Raw genomic sequence first — 14,724 nt, 5'->3', positions numbered from 1 at the left:
AAGCATTTCATCATCTTCTTACTCGCGAAATTTTCTTACCCGCTTTCCGCAACGGGCAAAACGTCGCGCCGCTACGCCGCCTTCTCTTCCGCCGCATTGAGTTTGTTGTACAGCGTTTTCACACTGACACCCAACTCCTCCGCCGCCGCTTTCTTGTCTCCGTTGTTCCGTTCGATCGCGCGCTCGATCGCGATCATTTCCATTTCGCGAATCGTCATCGGACCGGCGTCACGGATTTCGCTTCGCAATTGGCGACGGCTGAAGTGCCGCGGCAGATGCTCGGCATCGATCGGCAAGGCGTCGCACAGGATCGCCGCGTGCTCGACCACGTTGGCCAATTCACGAACGTTGCCGGGCCATTTGTGGGCCAACAACTCCGCTTCGGCCTGCGGAGTAAACAACGCGTCATCGTCGCCGTCATTGCGATGCCGGCGCAACAGGTGAACCGCCAACGGCATGATGTCGTCACTCCGGTCCCTGAGCGGGGGGACATGGACTTCAAACGTATTGATGCGGAACATCAGGTCTTCGCGAAACTGCTCCTCGCTGACCATCTTTTCCAGATCGCGGTGGGTGGCACAAATCACGCGGACATCAACGCGTTTGGATTGGTTGCTGCCCAACCGGCGGATGTCTCCGGTCTCCAGCACGCGCAACAGTTTGGCCTGCATCGTCAGCGGCAACTCACCGATCTCGTCCAGAAAGATCGTGCCCCCGTCGGCGACTTCAAACAGCCCCACGCGTGCGTTGTCCGCTCCGGTAAAGGCTCCTTTGACGTGCCCGAACAACTCGCTCTCGATCAGATTTTCCGGCAACGCGCCACAGTTGATCGACACCATCGGCTCGTCGGCCCTCAAACTGGCCTGGTGCACCGCGCGGGCGACCAACTCCTTCCCGCATCCGGTTTCGCCGCGAATCAACACCGTGCTATCGGTCGGACCGACTTTCTCGATCACCTTGCGGACTTGCAACATCGACTTGCCGTCGCCCACCAACTCGGAATCGCCTTCCGCTTGACGGACACGATGCTCCAGAGCCGCCAGACGCCTGGACTGTGAAAGCCGATGATAGACTTCGCTCAACAGCGCCTTGATTTGTTTAAAACTGCACGGCTTGCTGATGAAGGCGAACACGTGGTTTTCGATCGCGGTCAACGCCGACTTCAAATCCGGTTTGCCGGTGATCACGACCGCTTCGATCTGCGGACGGATCTTGCGTGCCCGGGCGATCACTTCGGCACCCTTGATGCCAGGCATGTCCAGGTCAACGATCAAGCAATCAAACGGCTCGCGTTCCAGTGCCGCCACCGCGGTCTCGCCGTCCGGGCAAACGACCACGCTGTGGCCGAGTTTCTCAAGCTGGGTCTTCATCAGCGTCTGCAGCGACGTTTCATCGTCGGCGTACAAGACGTGCATGGATTCACATTCAGGCGACTTTTTGGACATCGTTCCACTTGGTCGAGGAGTTCAATTCATCGTGCTGGCTCAAATCCCGAGACGTAAAGAATGCGGAATCGGAAACCGTCTCTTTCTTGGCGGGCTCGGCCGGCAACCGCAAGGTCATTTTTGATCCACACCCCTCTCCGTCGCTTTGCGGGGTCAACGACCCATGATGCAAGGACACGATCCGGTAGCTGATACTCAGCCCCAAACCGGTCCCGGTGTCGTCGCGACGGCGAGTGAAAAACGGTTCAAACAAATGGTCCATCACTTCCTGGTCCATCCCGCAGCCGTCGTCTTGCACCTCGACCACCGCTTCCTTGATGCCGCTGAACGGATCCGTCTCCGCACGCACGTAAACGTCGACTTTGCCATCGGTGTCCACCGACTCCAGCGCGTTGGAAACCAGGTTCAACACGACCTGCTGGATCTCCTGTGAATTGCAATACGCCGTGACGTTCTCGTCGGCGTGTGTCTGAATCGTCTTGCAACGATACTCGCCGACTTTGCCAACCATCGATACCACGCGTGAGACAAGCTCGCCAAGGTCTTCCTGGTCGCGACTGCGGTCGCTCAGCCGGCTGAAATTCAGCAGCCGCTCGGTAATCCCCTTGCAGCGAAACGCCTCCGATTGAATCAGCCCCAGGTTGGTCTGCAGTTCTTGCAAGAAATCTTGATCGAAGCGAGCCTTTTCCTCGGCCGGTAACTCCTCCAACGTTTCTTCGAGCGCCTCGGCCCCCCAGGCGATCGCGCCGAGAGGATTGTTGATTTCATGAGCCACGCCGGCGGCCAGAAAGCCGACACTGGCGAGCTGTTCGTTTTGAATCACCTCACGGGTCCGATCGCGTACCTCTTGTTCGGCCCGCTGCTTGGCCGACATCTCATTGGCGACGGCCCGGTTAAAGCGGTCGGTGATGTCGTTGACCGTGTCGGCCATCAACCCGATCTCGTCGGTCGTCCCCAACAGGATTTTGTGCTGGTGATGCCCGCTGGCGATCAATTGTGATCCGCGAAACAGCGTTCGGAACGGCACAGCAATCGAGGTCCAAAATTGCCACGCGATGAAGATGACCAGGAACGCCGAGAGTGCCGTGTAGATTCGGAACTCGTTGCGGTTGGCCCGCTGTTCGGAGTGGACACTGTCGCGAAACTGCTTCATGTTCGTTTGGATTTCGCCAAAATAGGAATTGGTCTGGCCGACCAGGCGATCGATCCCCTCCTTGATTTCTGCTTGCTGCGACGCGGCGGAGGAGAATGATCCGTTGAGCAGTTTTCGCGACGACCATCTGTCATTCACCTCGGTGAGCAACGCATCGATCTCCCGCAGGCTGTCCCCCTGGCGGCCTCGATCCAGCAACAATCCCGATTCGGGATGGTCCCCCCCGCGTGCGAAGACCGTCGACATGTAGGGGTCCAAATTTCGACGAAAGGCCATCAACCGCGAATGGATGTTACCTTCTTCCCAGCTGAGTGCCGACTCGTCGATCCCCTCGAACCCGATCATCTGGTTCGATGCGATCCGATCCTTCAGCTTGTCAAAGTTGACATACGACTGGCTCAACAACACCGCCAACTGATTGAGCTCATGGGCGTGCTCGATCTCGTCGGCCAGCTGACTGATCTCGGCCGCCAAATATTGGTCACGTTTCAGTTGCGACCAACTGTTGAAGACCAGCAGACCGATCACGAATGCCAGGCCCGAAAGGCCGGCGACCATTTTGGTACGGATTTTCCATTTTCGCATCGCTGCCGGTGCCTTCCCTTGCACGAACCAGAGCCAACTGTCCACCGTGAAACTCGGCTGTCGTCGACAATACGGCCGGCACGGTCAAGCAGCAAGCCCAACCCGCGGCAATTCGCCCCGATGGCAAAAAACCATCCACCGGCCAAGCGGCTTCCCACCCGATGCCCTCGGCAAGCCGACACCCTCCCCGGCAGAGAGCGTCAATCCCAGCGTGGGGCATGCACATCAAGCTCGGAATTAACCCTCCCTGGCAGGGAGGGTCGAGCGCAGCGAGGGGAGGGTCGAACGGTTGCAGCAGAGTGTTTCTCCACCCCAGCGAACCTTTCAGCCGCTCCTTGCGTCCTGTCCACCATGAAGATTTGCCTTGCTTTTTACTTGACTGGCAAGGATACTTCTGCTGTCGGGTCGCGCTGACGCGGTGCGACGGACTACTTCCGAACGCTTCCGGCACCACTCTTGTTGGCGCAAGGGTCGGACGCGTCAAACCATGTTTTTAAAGGAGGTGATCAAGTGGATTATTGCTGTACTAGCCAACGGGGAAGCAACCCGTAGACCAAGTCGGCGGGCTGACGCATATGGGTCAGCTTCCCCACTCGAGATCATCTTTTGATCGCGAGATACAGACCCGTTCGTCGAGATTTTACCTTGGTCTCGGCGATCGGGTTTTTTCATGCGCCGTCGGCGACGCCGTGCAGAACCGGGAAGAAAATCACCGTCCCCTGTGGAGATCGAGCGGCTTTTGGCGATCACCCGTCCCTGGCAGGGAGGGTCGAGCGTAGCGAGGGGAGGGTCCCCGCGATCAATGATCGATCATTGCGGTCATGACGGCGGAGCAAACGAACGCCCAAGCGTCCAAACGACGTCGATCGGGCTTGCTCAGGGCCGGAGTGTCCGTGTCGACTGCACCGATCCCTCGACTGTCTCTGGCACCGGCGCAGCTGACGGCGAGGCAAGCGTCAAAGCGACCAGCCCGATCACCGGAAGAGCCAGCCCCAGCAAGAGCAGCCAGAAGAGTGTCCAGCCGGCAACCGCCAAGCATCCCGCCCTCGGCTTGGCTGGGGAATTTGCGATCGGCCGGTACGGATTCGATTCGTCCATCAACGAATTGTACACGCCCCCCGAACCGAAATTGCAAGACTACCGGGGCCAACCGGTGTCCCAAAACCGTGCCCACGCCTGACATTGCCGACCGGTTGCCGGGCCGATAAACTGCCAACTCGCCAATCGAGCCGCAATCTCAGGCGATCCACCACAAGCCGTCCGCAGCAACCAAACCGCCGTACCGGCCCCCCACCCACCCGCGCCCATAGCTCAGCTGGATAGAGCATCGGACTTCTAAGGCCTTTGAGCCAAGACGCGAAAACTCGTTTTCTCCCATGTTTTACGGGGTGAATCGAGATTCTCTAAACAGTGGGAAGCAGTCGAAAACCGCTGTTTTCAGCCCTTGCAGGGGTACCAAGGGTACCGAAAAAACCGGCGGTCAGGATCGCTCCCAACCGCCGGCATCGTTGCTTCCCACGTCGATCGACGTCAAACCCGGCAATCAGCCAGCCGGTAGCACGTCCCCTGCCGCTGTTCCTCACGCAGCACTCGCCGCAGTTCGGCATCGTCGCTGCTGATCGATTCGCGGTAGCCGGGCTCGGTCGTGAATGACGGTCCATCGTCGCACCATGCGTCCCTCTCGATCGCAGACGCAAACCGGTGGTAAATCCCGATCCGGTCGCCGGCAGGATCACAGCATCGCCCGTAGGTCCACTGAATCGCGTAGAACCGCTTGGTCGTCGGGTTGGCCATCAATTGGGCCCTCCCGCCATCGTCGCCAGTTGGTCCGGCCAGATCCGCTCGGGGATCACGGTCCAGTTCCGCCACGTCGGGCCGTCTGCAAGCTCGCTGTGCCGCTCCCGTTCGGTGGCGGTGATCTCGGGGGCCATCGCCAGCAACGCGACTAGGACGCTCACGACGGCGTTCTCCCGCTGCGTCGACGCCTGGACGCGGTAGCCGTGTTTCGTTGGTGTGATTTTCATTGATTCGCCTGGGGTCACTGGTTGAAGAGATGGGCAGCGGTTGATTCAAAGCCTTTCGCGATCAGACCGCCGGTCAGATCGAAAAAATCAACTTCGGCCACGACAACGCCGGCTACGGTCGCTGCGTAGACGCTCCGGCGGAAGTCATCACTTGGGTAGATAGGTCGATCCCAGACCGGCAGCCTTGCGGACAGCCCGTGTATCCGATCGATCCACAATCTAAGCTCACCGCTTGCCAGATCCCTGATCGTCGTCGGCGTGTGGACGATGCGATTCCTGATTCGTCGCAGGGCGTCGGCATAGCCGCAGAAGTCTGTTGCGATCAAACCGTTATTCCGTGCCGCCTTGATGCACGTTTGCAGCTTTGCCGGCCTTGGCAGTTCAGGGAGATACGTTTCGTGGGCCGTAATCAAAGCCGCTTCGATTCGAGCGGTCGCCAGTACGATCATCATCCTGGGGTCGCCCATCTCGACCTCTGCGAAGCTTTGCAGCACGTCCAGAACAGTACCGGCCCGGAAGTCCAGTTCATCCCGGTCCCGGCTTGAAAACTCGATTGATTCAATGCAGGTAATCATTGGCCGGCCTCTTGCTGTTTAAGGAAGTCGCGGAACTGGTCCAGAAGTTTGGCGTTGCCGTCTCCGGTGGCGTCTTGGTCGACGCCCGCCTCCCCGATGCCGGGAACGATGTCAGCCGGCTGGATCGACTTGATGAACCTGGGGTCAAGATAGGCTTCAGTAGTTCGCCGGTCGGTATGGTCAAGCAATGCCGTAGCATTGCCCCCAGCCGCTTCGAAGTTAGACGCAGTGGTCCGGCGTATCTTGTGGAACTTGTCCCGGCGGGTATTGGGCAGTCCGGCCGCTTTCAGAATCTCGCCGAATAGCTGATAGATGTAGCCTTGGCTGTACGGCAGCGGGAACACTAGCCCGTCACCCTTGTGCAGCTTTCCGATTCTCTCAACCGTCACCGGACGCAGCTTGTATCGTTTGTCCCGTGTCTTGCCCTTTCGATACTCGCCTCGGACGGTCAGCCAGCCTTGGGCGTCAATGTCCGTGTGGGTGATCGACAGCACGGCAGAGATGCGTTCTCCGCAATCGTAAATGACCGACACAAGGGCCGGCCAAAAATGGCTTGCCTTGTTCCTGCCGATTGTCCCCGTTGCACTCTCGCACGCCCCCATCAGTTTGACCATCTGATCGTCAGACCATGCGTCGGGGATACGCTTAGGGCAGCTTATGGCGGGGATCTCGGGGAACGTTGGCAGCCAGCCCCGCTTCGCGGCAAACGTCCAGAATGAACGAAATTCGGCAGCCTCCTTTTCAACGGTGTGGGGGCTTAGTTCCAGGTGCTCCAATGAATGACGAAGGTACTTCCCGATCGTCTCGGTGTTCATGTCCGCAACAATCGGATCTCGCCCCAGCCATTTAGTGAAATTGCGGATGCAAATTCTGTAAAGCCTGATTGTGTTCTTGCTCTTGCCGACAAGCCGGGCCGGAATGTAGTGATCCTCAAGCATTGCCGATAGCGTCATCTGTTGCTCTGCCGCTTTGCTCTCGTCGATTACGGGGGCGGGCGTGATCTCGGGCATCTCAACGTTTTGCCGTGTCTCATGCCAGCTACGCGACCGCTCCGGCTTGATGTGGCGGAAGTCGTCCAACTTCGCCCACCCCAACTTGGCCGCTACTTTGTTCGCAGTAATGAACCACTCGTAGCGGAAAGTGATACTGGTTCGGCGCATCCCTTGCCGCTTCCATCTCAGGACCAGCAATTCGCAAAAGTCTGCGTTGATGTCGTCGACTTCAATCGGGCGTTTCAGAATCGCCTCTAGCTCGACTCGGATCTCGGTAGCAATGCGGGACCGCTGCCCCTGCCCTCGCCGTCTTGGTGTGAGTTCTCCCGACTTGTCGAGCGTGAATCTCATCAGGTTGTCGAAGGTTGCCTCTAGCTCAGTGGGATCGAGCATAGGGAAGCACTCCTTGCGGACAAGTGATGTCCGCGCACGAAAGCGTCGTCGTACCTGCTGAACCCGAGCACTTACACTCGGTCGGGCTCCTTGCTAACTGGCCTGTGCCAGGTCACAGCTTGAAGTTGGTCCCACAAATACGACGACGCTTTCATTTCTCAACAATGGAAGATTGGTAAGTGTTTGCCTTGTCGCCAGCGGTATCTAACAAACCGCGGCCAAGTCTCTCGGGTGTTCAGTTCCGATCAACAGCACCGAGAAGCCTACCCCAGATCCGCTCCCGATGTCAACATTGAATCGACTTTCCCCGCTCCACGGGTAGAATCACGGCTTTCCCCAACCCCATCAGTCCCATGCGTTCCCTGGTCCCACTATCGCTCGCCATCGCCCTCGGATGCACGCCTAATCCGACATCCCCGACCGTCACGCAATCGCAGACACGGGGCCAGGCGAACGTCCACAGTTCCGCCGGCGGGATTCGCGTCCAAACCGATGGTCAGACGGTGCGGATCGATGGCGAGTTTTCGCGGCTGATCGTCAATGGGCGGGAAGTGCGGTAGCGACCGCTCGCAAACGCCTGTTTTCGTCCCGTGTTTTGCCGGGTGCGGGGAGGGGAGGGTTGCAGTGGGCGATTGAGTGAGTGGGTGGTGTGACGGGTCGCGTGCGTCCTGCCTTTTGAATGCCACAACTCGAGTTGCAGTGGGCGATTGAGTGAGTGGGTGGTGTGACACCACTAGCGATTCCCTGCAAATTTGCAGGGAATCAGGTTGCAGTGGGCGATTGAGTGAGTGGGTGGTGTGACCTTGGGAAATTACAATATGCGATTTTGCACATTGAGTTGCAGTGGGCGATTGAGTGAGTGGGTGGTGTGACAAAATGTGCGCAATTGCGCACAAATCGACACCGAGGTTGCAGTGGGCGATTGAGTGAGTGGGTGGTGTGACCATCCTTCGGTAACGGAGAAACTTTTTTCTCCTTTACGTTGCAGCGACCGATTGAGCGAGTGGGCGATGTGACCTCAAAGCGGTCGGTTAAAAAAATTCAACCGACCGCGTTGCAGCGACCGATTGAGCGAGTGGTTGGTGTGACCGTTTCGACGTTATTCGTCGAAACGGCTTCCTCCCACGTTGCAGCGGCCGATTGAGTGAGTGGGTGATGTGACACGGCGACGAATAACCAAACTCGAATTTTCGAGTTTGGTTGCAGCGACCGTTGGGATGCTCGGACGATGCGACGAGGCGGAAAAGATGGTATCGGATTTCCGACACCTTGTTGCAGTGACCTTTGCGATCGGTGGTGGGTGTGGCGTCTCGGGGCAAGTTGGAAAATCCCAACTTGGTTTCAGTGCAATCGATTGCACTGAATGTAAGTTCGCATTTCCGAACTTACTTTCAGGCCTGACGTCAGGCCTGAATTGCATCGACGATTTTCGTCGAACCAACCGTCAAGCTAATCTTGACAGTTCAACCGCCTGTATCACGCAGGTGGTTCAACCGTTGGCATGATGACAATGGTTGCCCCCGCCAAACCACTCGGGCATCACGACCGCATCGTCGTCAATCGTTTCACCGATCGCCCGTGTTGCCGTATCATTACGGCATGGAAGACTACGAAAGAACGGATTTAAATTTCTACTGCCCGACACCGGAAGAGATAGCCGCCAAGTGCCGGGAGATTCAAGCCGGCTGGACGGTCGCAGAACGTCGCGCCCGAATGAGTCTTGAACACTGCTTTCACGAATTAACGCCAGCGGCAATTGCCCGTGGTCAGCTTGCCGAACAACGGGCCCGTGAACGGCTGGCGGAAGTTTAGATAGCCTCGGTCCCCTCCAGGTTTTCAACCGCATCGCGGGTTTGCTCCGATGCTTCCGCGGTTCGCTCCGCCGCTTCCGCTGTCTTTTCCGCCGCCAACTTCTGCGCGATCAGTACCGCCATCCGCTCTTGATGCTGCCGCAATGCCTCCTGTGCCGTCTTGTTTTGCCGCTCGGCAAGAAGCTTGTATTCTTCCCGGCTACCTTTCGTGATCGACGGTGGTAGTTCGATCGATCTCGGTTGCGTGGCGTCGTTAAAACGATTTGCAGCCGACTTGATCGCCTGCTCGCGAACCCCCAGATCCAAGTTCATTTGGTTGATCTGTTTCAGTTCCTCGATCATCTTTTCAAACGGCGACTTAAATTGATCCTTCAGTTCTTCCGCCTTGCGGGCCAGTTCTTCCGCAGTCCGCTGGGCTGCGTTCTTCCGTTCCTCTTCCAACCGCACTTGTTCCTTCAGGGCGTCGTTTTGCTTTTGCGTCATTTCGAGCGACCGCAATTTGTCTTCGGTAGCACCACGGAAAAACAGTTGGCGACGTTCATACTCCCGGTTGCCGTGCAAGATCCGCTGGTTTTCTTCATCCAGTTTCATAATCAACTCGTGGACCGCGCGGTTTGCCGTCACCCATCGTTTTTCGGGTGGTTCGCCCGCTGCCGCGCCTGCCGCCATTGCCGTGTTCAGTCGCTCTTGTGCTTCGACTGCCTTGCCGATCACCTTGGCGTGGTCGCTCGTCTCACCCCGCACCTTGCGGACATTTTCCCGCATCGTCGCGAACAGGCTATTGATCTTGTCGACAGGCGTTGTAATGAGCGTTGAAAGCTCTGCCAGTGGTCCGGTAACGATCGATGTCAAGTTCCGGCGAAGTCGACCGACTGAATCAGCCAATTTGCCGAATTTGCCCTCAGCTTGCTCGGCAGACTTCGCGAGCCCGCCACCATAAAGCCCGCCTTCATCTGTAAGCCGCTGAATGACCTTGGTCACCTCTGCCGCGGCAACGCCGCCGCTGCGGATGCGATCCCGCAGCCCGACCATACTTTCGCCCGTCTGCTCTGCCATTAACGTCAACAGCGGGAAGCCGGTATCGGCCATCTGGTTAGCCTCTTCTTGCATCAGCCGGCCGTTGGACAAGACTTGGCTGTACGCCAGCGAGAGGCGTTTAAACGTGTCATTGTTGCCCTGGGCGATGTCTCCCAGTCGCCGCATGGTATCCATCAGGTCTTCGGACGCGACTTTTGCACCGAGCAACCGGCCGGATGCTGATGAAAGGGCCTCAAACGTCAAAGGCGTCTGTGCGGCCAGTTTCTCCATCTGGGTAGTTAACCTATTGGCGGCGGCGCTGCTACCCGTGAAAACCTCAATCTGCCGCTGTGCTTTATCAAGCCGGAATTGATCTTGCATCCCTTTTTGTGCTTGATTCAACAGGCCATAGGCCGCAACCACTGGCACGACGCGGCGCGACAACAGACCAAACGCAGACGCCTGTTGCGTCACGCCCTCGGTCGCCTTGCCTCGCATCCGGTCGTAAATCTCTTCATTCAACTGTCGCTGTGACAAAGTGGCCTGGACCGTCTTTGCTCGAAGCTTCGTGTGTTGGTCGGTTAACTGCCGCATCGTGTGATAGAACGCAGTGGCAGCCACGTTGCCGTTCTTAAACTCCTGTTTGAGCTCCGCCATTTGGCGTTCCAGTCGATCAACCTCCGGCGTGTGCGACGCGACCAGCGACTTAACGCGGGCCAACCGGTCGGCCATCTTGGGATACTTGCTGTTGATTGCCTCCAGACCTCGAGCGTACTCCTGGGCACTTAACGCGCCGGTCTGGTACACCCGGTTGAGCGATGCGGTCGCGTCAGAAGCCCGATCAGTGTCGGACGCAGTGGACCGCATTAGGCGATTGATCTTGGCAACGTCCCGTTGCACTGCCCGCACGCCGGCGGTCACGCCCTCGGTGTTGGCGTTGATCTTCAACGTGAGGGCGTTCAACGTAGTGGTCATGATTCATCCATCCTTGCGGGTTTTCGCGTGATCTGGGCCAATCTGGCCCCGTTGTGCGTGATTTGGCGCGATCTGGCGAGGTTTCAGGGGCGTTTTCCCCGTGTTTTGCGGGCCGGCATCGCGGGGGTACAAAAACTCATTTCGAAGCACGCGCAGTTAGATCCGGGAGCGGTAGGTCGTGCTGATGCGGGCGTGCAGAAAAAACCCGCCCCCCCCTATGGGTTGCCACGGTAGCCGGCAACACGCAGGAGGGACGGGCTATGATGAACCCCAGCACGACGCCACCGGCAGGAGTAAGGCGTCGCCGTGCTGGGGGTAATTGGTCCATCGGTATGGGCTTGGGTCGCATTATCGTCGTTCGATCCTACGCTTGATCTCTTCCAGTCGTCGACGTGCAGACGGGGTGGTCGTCTGTTGCGATCGCTTGCCGGATTTCTGCTTTGCTCTCAGCCCGGCCATCTTCAAACGGTTGCGGGCCGCCTGGGTGCTCGATGACCGTGATCGACTGTTCCCGCGGTTGCCTGCCCTGCCAGTGTCGATAACCTCATCCACGAATCCGAGCCGCTTGGCCTCGGTAGCTGGGAACACGGTGCCATCAGACACGCCGTCAAGCCATTTCTCGATCTCGTTCCGCTTCCGGCCTGTGCGATCCTGGTAAATGTCAATCAGGTGCTCATCAATGGTATTTAACCAGTCGATAGCCGATTGATGCTCTCGCTGATTGCCCCACGTTATGACGCTGGCCCGGTGAATCCCGATGTCTGACGTGGGATACATTCGGACGTGATCGCCTGCCATCGCGATGAACGACGCGGCGCTGAACGCGATGCCGTCAATCGTGACCGTGACCCGGCCGGTGTGCGACAACAGGCTGTTGTAGATCGTCACGCCATCGTAGACGTCGCCGCCGAATGAGTTGATCCGCACGCTAACAGGTCGGCCCTGGTTGTCCCTTAGAAACTCCTTCACGGTCATCGCGGACACGCCGTCGCCATAGAAATCCTCTCCGATCGTCTCGTAAAGGTGGATCTCCGCTCCGTCGGCGTTGTTCGACAACTTGATCGGCAGTTTGCTCTTGCGGCCGTTACGTACCGCAGGAGGTGCCCCAGCAAGGTTTAAAAATCGTTTCGCTCGCATGAATCAAGACTCCGCCAATTTGAGTCCGACCAGTGAACCCGCCGGGTCGGTCGCTTCATCGGTCCCGCGGTCCCAACACACGAAATCGTCAAACTTCCGCAGCTTCATGACCACCTGGTCGGTGTCGAACAATTCGACGCTTTGCCATTTCAGCGGGCCTTGATCGCCAAGGATGGTCCCAAGGGCCAAGTGTCCGAACACCGCGACCACGCTCCCGGCGGCTGCGTCCTTGTCAGCCATACCGGGAACGAAGTGGACCTTGTGATTCAACAGAACACCATCGGCATCGTCGGGCACCGGCTGCGTCAGTGCGGATGCCCCAGCCAGACGCAAGACGCTTTTGGCGTAGGCCGATCGCGACATGAACCAGCGGGGCTTGTCGCTGTCGGCAAACTCCGGCAGTTTCTCCATCGTGTCAACGAAGTCGTCGACGTCCAGTGTCGTCACCGATGTGTTCCCGGTCGCCGCGGTGTGCAGACTGGACGCTCGCAAAGCATTGGTGATGCCCTGGACGTATCCGTCAGATTGCGATTCATCGCCGCTAAACGCGATCCGGTCTGTTTCCTTGCCGAGTGCCGCGCCGAATTGGGTGGCGATCGCTGACACAACGTCTAACCCATCTTCGAAAAGCTCGGTGCTCATCTTCGCGTTGCACGTCCGCTTGCTCGCTTCCATCATCGCCGAGCCCATCTCGAAGTCGCTGTCAGCGATGGTGGAGCTGGAGAGCCTCGGATAGTGGCCAACCGTGGGCGTCCGACTCTTGAGATAGGGATAGTTATTTGTGGTCGCGCTGATCTGCTGCACGTTGCCGAATCGCCGAACAACGCTCACGTTTGACGATTGGTGAATGACCGCTTGCGTGACCGATTCTTGAATCAACACTTCGAACGAGTTGGCCGGGGCGTGCTGCGTGTTGGCCCGAAGTGCCGCCAAAATGCCAAGTGGTGATTCGTCCTTGACTTTCTTGGGGACCATCATCCCGTATTCCTTGCGGAAAGCCTTGATTCTTTCTCGTGTGATCGTCATTCGTTCGGGTCCGTTGTCGTGGGGAAGTGAATCGCTGTGCCGGCATTGTTGCACGGGTCCAGCGAAAAAAAGTCATCGCGTTTAGCACGTCTGCTAAGGATCTGCTAAAAGACTTTGGACCAACGTTTCTAAATGCTCCATCCGGTCGGCCATCTGTTCGTTTTCCCGCGTCAGTCGCTCGATCGATGCGGTCAGGCGGTCAAACTCGGTGATTCGCTTCCCGTCCTGGTCGACGCGAAACGAATCCTTGGCCGTGAATCCACACTCCGCGGAGCATTTCAAATACTGCCGGCGTAGGCTGCCGCTGGTCAGCGTATTGCTCACCCTCACGACGCCACCGCACTGGGGGCACTGGTCGCCGGATCTCACAGTTTGCCCCATCGGCTGTAGAGTTCTTCTGGCTTGGCCTCGCTCGGGGGTACAAAAATTTTCTTCCCGTCGCGAATCACCGCACGTAGACGCTCTCGTCCGTTGTGCCCGCACTGGTCGCACTTGAGATACCTCAGACGCCAATGGTGCTCCGATCGCGTCTTGTACTGCTTCATGGTGCCTGTGTGGCACTTGGGGCATGGTCCGTTCATTCTTGGTTTCATCGATCAAACTCCGTTGTTGGTGGGAAAGTGGTTCCTGGTCGCCTGTGCGGCCTGCTGTGCGTTCATTTCGCCTTCCGCCTGGGCTTGCGTCTCGGCTTCGTCATCGTCGCCTCGATCGCCTTTGCGAGTTCCATGTGTTCGCTCTCGTCCGCGGGGATGAATGACCGCAGGGTCGCGTCCAGGTCGGTGATCGGAACGCAGTACAGGTGCCAGTCGCCGGCGTCGGTCTTGCGGAGCACGTAGACGGTCGACTCGCTGGCGTCGTCGTGGCCGGCCAAGATCTTTTGCCGTTCGCTGATCTCGACCAGCGTCATCCGCGCGACCGGGGCGGGGGGTGATGTCTTGCGAGTTTTGCTCACGCATCCGCTCCGCTGATTTTTGCCATCTGGGATTGAACCCAAGCGATGTATTCGTCAATCGGGCGATCGGTTCGGCGGAAGGCGTCCCACTCGTCACTGAGCCAGTCACGACAGAAACCCGGTTCAACGTCTGCCATGCCATCGGCCTCGGGGGCCTTCTGCGATGGAACGCCAAGTAGATCTAGTGCGATGTCGTGCAAGTCCGGGGTGGTGCTGTACACAAGCTCCATTAGGTCTAGCCCTGGGATCGTCTGCGGTAGTTCATCGATTCGTGCCTGGGTTTCCCTGTCCAAGCGCAACAGCAGTCCGGCAGGTGTCTCGGGGGTGGCAGTCTTCATTGGTTAAATCCTCCGCGCCGGATTGATGCCCATCGTTCCCCGTCGGCGCATCCACGGGGCGGACGAATTTGAGTTTCCAACTCCTCTTTACGAGGTTGACGCTCGGCGTAGCCGAAAGCGGCAAAACCCTCGTAATGCCCATGACCTTGGGAGGTGGTCGTCTGCGCCCACCTTTCGCGACACGGGCGCCTACCTTTTGCGACACGGGCGCCTACCTTTTCTTCTGAAAGGTGGGCGCCTGTGACTACCTTTTTGCCCTCTCATTGACGGGGTAGGTCTTCCAGGTGAAACGGCGAAACGA

General features: G+C 58.2%; 15 protein-coding genes. 3 read left to right on the top strand and 12 right to left on the bottom strand.

The window, feature by feature from the left end:
* Positions 1 to 71 precede the first annotated feature (71 nt).
* Both H1B37_RS02575 and H1B37_RS02570 read right to left on the bottom strand, forming a co-directional pair.
* On the bottom strand, positions 72 to 1,415 hold the full coding sequence (locus H1B37_RS02575) for a sigma-54-dependent transcriptional regulator (protein WP_182865068.1): 1,344 nt from the start codon (positions 1,413 to 1,415) through the stop codon (positions 72 to 74).
* Between the two features lie 10 nt (positions 1,416 to 1,425).
* Positions 1,426 to 3,183, bottom strand: coding sequence for a HAMP domain-containing sensor histidine kinase (locus H1B37_RS02570; protein WP_182865039.1), 1,758 nt, complete (start codon positions 3,181 to 3,183; stop codon positions 1,426 to 1,428).
* Between the two features lie 802 nt (positions 3,184 to 3,985).
* Between H1B37_RS02570 and H1B37_RS02565 the strand changes: the two genes are divergently transcribed.
* Positions 3,986 to 4,363 carry a hypothetical protein gene (locus tag H1B37_RS02565; protein ID WP_182865038.1) on the top strand — a complete coding sequence of 126 codons (378 nt, stop codon included), beginning with the start codon at positions 3,986 to 3,988 and terminating at the stop codon, positions 4,361 to 4,363.
* Between the two features lie 350 nt (positions 4,364 to 4,713).
* Here the strand turns inward: H1B37_RS02565 and H1B37_RS02560 are convergent, their stop codons facing one another.
* From H1B37_RS02560 to H1B37_RS02545, 4 genes are read right to left on the bottom strand one after another with little or no spacing between them, the layout of a single operon-like run.
* On the bottom strand, positions 4,714 to 4,977 hold the full coding sequence (locus tag H1B37_RS02560) for a hypothetical protein (protein ID WP_182865037.1): 264 nt from the start codon (positions 4,975 to 4,977) through the stop codon (positions 4,714 to 4,716).
* The gene (locus H1B37_RS02555) at positions 4,977 to 5,207 is read right to left on the bottom strand and encodes a hypothetical protein (protein ID WP_182865036.1); all 231 of its coding nucleotides are present in this window, start codon (positions 5,205 to 5,207) and stop codon (positions 4,977 to 4,979) included. Before H1B37_RS02555 ends, H1B37_RS02560 begins: the two co-directional genes overlap by 1 nt.
* Positions 5,208 to 5,221: 14 nt before the next feature.
* Complete coding sequence (locus tag H1B37_RS02550) at positions 5,222 to 5,782, bottom strand: hypothetical protein (RefSeq protein WP_182865035.1); 561 nt, start codon at positions 5,780 to 5,782, stop codon at positions 5,222 to 5,224.
* The gene (locus H1B37_RS02545; protein WP_182865034.1) at positions 5,779 to 7,167 is read right to left on the bottom strand and encodes a tyrosine-type recombinase/integrase; all 1,389 of its coding nucleotides are present in this window, start codon (positions 7,165 to 7,167) and stop codon (positions 5,779 to 5,781) included. The genes H1B37_RS02550 and H1B37_RS02545 overlap by 4 nt, the downstream gene beginning before the upstream one ends.
* 353 nt (positions 7,168 to 7,520) lie before the next feature.
* On the opposite strand from H1B37_RS02545, the gene H1B37_RS02540 reads away from it, so the two are divergent.
* Both H1B37_RS02540 and H1B37_RS02535 read left to right on the top strand, forming a co-directional pair.
* A complete protein-coding gene (locus H1B37_RS02540) occupies positions 7,521 to 7,727 on the top strand; it encodes a hypothetical protein (protein ID WP_182865033.1) in 207 nt (68 codons plus the stop codon).
* A 1,039-nt stretch (positions 7,728 to 8,766) separates the two neighbouring features.
* Complete coding sequence (locus H1B37_RS02535; protein ID WP_220497992.1) at positions 8,767 to 8,979, top strand: hypothetical protein; 213 nt, start codon at positions 8,767 to 8,769, stop codon at positions 8,977 to 8,979.
* On the opposite strand, the gene H1B37_RS02530 is transcribed toward H1B37_RS02535, so the two are convergent.
* From H1B37_RS02530 to H1B37_RS02505, 6 genes are all read right to left on the bottom strand, one after another.
* Positions 8,976 to 10,652 carry a tape measure protein gene (locus tag H1B37_RS02530; RefSeq protein WP_182865031.1) on the bottom strand — a complete coding sequence of 559 codons (1,677 nt, stop codon included), beginning with the start codon at positions 10,650 to 10,652 and terminating at the stop codon, positions 8,976 to 8,978. The two genes, H1B37_RS02535 and H1B37_RS02530, sit on opposite strands and share 4 nt — an antisense overlap.
* Positions 10,653 to 11,318: 666 nt before the next feature.
* Positions 11,319 to 12,107 (bottom strand): head maturation protease, ClpP-related, encoded by a 789-nt coding sequence (locus tag H1B37_RS02525; protein ID WP_182865030.1) that lies wholly within the window; start codon positions 12,105 to 12,107, stop codon positions 11,319 to 11,321.
* A 3-nt stretch (positions 12,108 to 12,110) separates the two neighbouring features.
* Positions 12,111 to 13,133, bottom strand: coding sequence for a phage major capsid protein (locus H1B37_RS02520; protein ID WP_182865029.1), 1,023 nt, complete (start codon positions 13,131 to 13,133; stop codon positions 12,111 to 12,113).
* A gap of 93 nt (positions 13,134 to 13,226) precedes the next feature.
* Positions 13,227 to 13,457 carry a hypothetical protein gene (locus H1B37_RS02515; RefSeq protein WP_182865028.1) on the bottom strand — a complete coding sequence of 77 codons (231 nt, stop codon included), beginning with the start codon at positions 13,455 to 13,457 and terminating at the stop codon, positions 13,227 to 13,229.
* 331 nt (positions 13,458 to 13,788) lie between these two features.
* Positions 13,789 to 14,085, bottom strand: a complete 297-nt coding sequence (locus H1B37_RS02510; protein ID WP_182865027.1) for a hypothetical protein — start codon at positions 14,083 to 14,085, stop codon at positions 13,789 to 13,791.
* Entirely contained in the window at positions 14,082 to 14,423 is a 342-nt protein-coding gene (locus tag H1B37_RS02505) for a hypothetical protein (protein ID WP_182865026.1), read from the bottom strand. The genes H1B37_RS02510 and H1B37_RS02505 overlap by 4 nt, the downstream gene beginning before the upstream one ends.
* Between the last annotated feature and the right edge of the window lie 301 nt (positions 14,424 to 14,724).

It is taken from the genome of Stieleria mannarensis (assembly GCF_014154935.1).
Lineage (GTDB): Bacteria > Planctomycetota > Planctomycetia > Pirellulales > Pirellulaceae > Stieleria > Stieleria mannarensis.
Note: the sequence above shows the minus strand (reverse complement) of the source record. Positions and strands in the feature narration are given on the sequence as shown.

What these genes read in the sequence shown, in the direction of transcription:
- H1B37_RS02535 (WP_220497992.1), top strand. Translation starts at nt 8,767, where the DNA reads ATGGAAGACTACGAAAGAACGGATTTAAATTTCTACTGCCCGACACCG.
- H1B37_RS02525 (WP_182865030.1), bottom strand. Translation starts at nt 12,107, where the DNA reads ATGCGAGCGAAACGATTTTTAAACCTTGCTGGGGCACCTCCTGCGGTA.
- H1B37_RS02570 (WP_182865039.1), bottom strand. Translation starts at nt 3,183, where the DNA reads ATGCGAAAATGGAAAATCCGTACCAAAATGGTCGCCGGCCTTTCGGGC.
- H1B37_RS02540 (WP_182865033.1), top strand. Translation starts at nt 7,521, where the DNA reads ATGCGTTCCCTGGTCCCACTATCGCTCGCCATCGCCCTCGGATGCACG.
- H1B37_RS02520 (WP_182865029.1), bottom strand. Translation starts at nt 13,133, where the DNA reads ATGACGATCACACGAGAAAGAATCAAGGCTTTCCGCAAGGAATACGGG.
- H1B37_RS02505 (WP_182865026.1), bottom strand. Translation starts at nt 14,423, where the DNA reads ATGAAGACTGCCACCCCCGAGACACCTGCCGGACTGCTGTTGCGCTTG.
- H1B37_RS02560 (WP_182865037.1), bottom strand. Translation starts at nt 4,977, where the DNA reads ATGGCCAACCCGACGACCAAGCGGTTCTACGCGATTCAGTGGACCTAC.
- H1B37_RS02545 (WP_182865034.1), bottom strand. Translation starts at nt 7,167, where the DNA reads ATGCTCGATCCCACTGAGCTAGAGGCAACCTTCGACAACCTGATGAGA.
- H1B37_RS02530 (WP_182865031.1), bottom strand. Translation starts at nt 10,652, where the DNA reads ATGGCGGAGCTCAAACAGGAGTTTAAGAACGGCAACGTGGCTGCCACT.
- H1B37_RS02575 (WP_182865068.1), bottom strand. Translation starts at nt 1,415, where the DNA reads ATGCACGTCTTGTACGCCGACGATGAAACGTCGCTGCAGACGCTGATG.
- H1B37_RS02555 (WP_182865036.1), bottom strand. Translation starts at nt 5,207, where the DNA reads ATGAAAATCACACCAACGAAACACGGCTACCGCGTCCAGGCGTCGACG.
- H1B37_RS02565 (WP_182865038.1), top strand. Translation starts at nt 3,986, where the DNA reads ATGATCGATCATTGCGGTCATGACGGCGGAGCAAACGAACGCCCAAGC.
- H1B37_RS02550 (WP_182865035.1), bottom strand. Translation starts at nt 5,782, where the DNA reads ATGATTACCTGCATTGAATCAATCGAGTTTTCAAGCCGGGACCGGGAT.